The following is a 1,338-nucleotide window of genomic DNA, read 5'->3' as shown; positions in this document are numbered from 1 at the left end:
GGGCGACGCTGCCGTCCACACCCGCGGTGGCCGCCCGGCAGGCTTCCCTCGGCGCCCAGTTGGCTCAGGAGAGCGCGATTGTCGGTACGTACCCATTCCTCGACGAGGCGGCCCCGGTCGTCGAAGCGGAAGATGTTGATCAGGTCGAAGACGACACGTGCGCCATTGGGGGGCAACGGGCCGGCCAGTGACTGGGTGAACTCGCGGACGAAGGTGCCTTCGATCCAGGTCTGGCATGCCATGTGGTGGCCTTCCGCCACGACGATGCCCCGCCGGATCGACCGGTCGTCGAAGGCCTCGCGCACTGCGGCGAAGTAATGGTTGAGCCCGTCGAAGTCGGACTCGAAGCCGTCCGGACCGTGAAAGCGGAACCTTTCCGTATCGAAGTACGTCGCAGCCTCTGCCGGGTTCGCGCCCGACACCTCCAGCTCACCGGCGCGGACCAGCCGCGCCACCAGGTCGTCCCGGGTGAATGTATCGGTCATGACCCCACCCTGCCTCCGACGGGCCATGCGGTCCAACGATGGTTCAGCATGACTTCCATGACCTATCCGCATGGTAATTTCCGACAATGGCTGAGTTCACCCTCACCGGCCTGCGCGTCGTGCAGCAGGTCGCCACCGCGGGATCGTTCACTCGGGCCGCCGAAGCACTCGGGTACACCCAGTCGGCCGTCTCCCGCCAGGTTGCCGCCATGGAGGCGGCAGTCGGGGCGCTGCTCTTCGACCGCGGTGGACGCGGCGTGGCTCTCACCCCTGCGGGTGTGGTGCTCGTCCGGCGCGCGACCGAGATCCTCGCCGACCTGGCGGCGACCGAGCTGGAACTCGCCGGTCTGCGCGACCGGCTCGCTGGCCGCCTCACGGTCGGCGCATTTCCCAGCGCCGCCATGGCGTTGGTCCCGCGAGCGATGGCCCAGGTGCTCTCCAGCCATCCCGGTATCGCCGTGATCCTGGAAGACGCCTCGACACCCGCCCTGCTGCGGCGGGTGCGGGCCGGCCGGCTGGACGTGGTGGTCATCGGAGTCGGCCAGGACCTGCCGGACTACGACCTGCGCGAACTCAGACAGACCACCTTGCTCCGAGGCGATCTCCTGGTCGCTGTCCCGGACACGCACCGGCTCGCGGACCACGCCGGTGTCACCGTGCCGGACCTGGCCCAGGAACACTGGATCGCCGGAGACGGCGCACCGGGCGAGCCGCAGTTCGGAGCCTGGCCGACGTTGGCCAACCCCCACATCGTCTGCACCGCACGCAACTGGGCCACCCGCCTCGGACTGGTCGCTGCCGGCGTGGGGATCACCGTCGTCCCCGATCTGGCCCTGCCGGCCCTGCCGACAGG

The 1,338-nt window shown here is 69.4% G+C and carries 2 protein-coding genes; one reads left to right on the top strand and one right to left on the bottom strand.

The window, feature by feature from the left end; all coding sequences use genetic code 11:
• Positions 1–512, bottom strand: a 512-nt coding sequence (locus O3X23_RS36050; RefSeq protein WP_269276934.1) for an ester cyclase, incomplete at its 3' end; no start/stop codon positions are given.
• Between the two features lie 59 nt (positions 513–571).
• Here O3X23_RS36050 and O3X23_RS36045 point away from each other — a divergent pair.
• On the top strand, positions 572–1,338 hold a 767-nt coding region (locus tag O3X23_RS36045), incomplete at its 3' end, for a LysR family transcriptional regulator (RefSeq protein WP_269276932.1).

It is taken from the genome of Streptomyces sp. H39-S7 (genome assembly GCF_027158205.1).
Classification (GTDB): Bacteria; Actinomycetota; Actinomycetes; order Streptomycetales; family Streptomycetaceae; genus Actinacidiphila.
The sequence above is the reverse complement of the archived record's forward strand: the minus strand, read 5'-3'. Positions and strand labels throughout refer to the sequence as shown.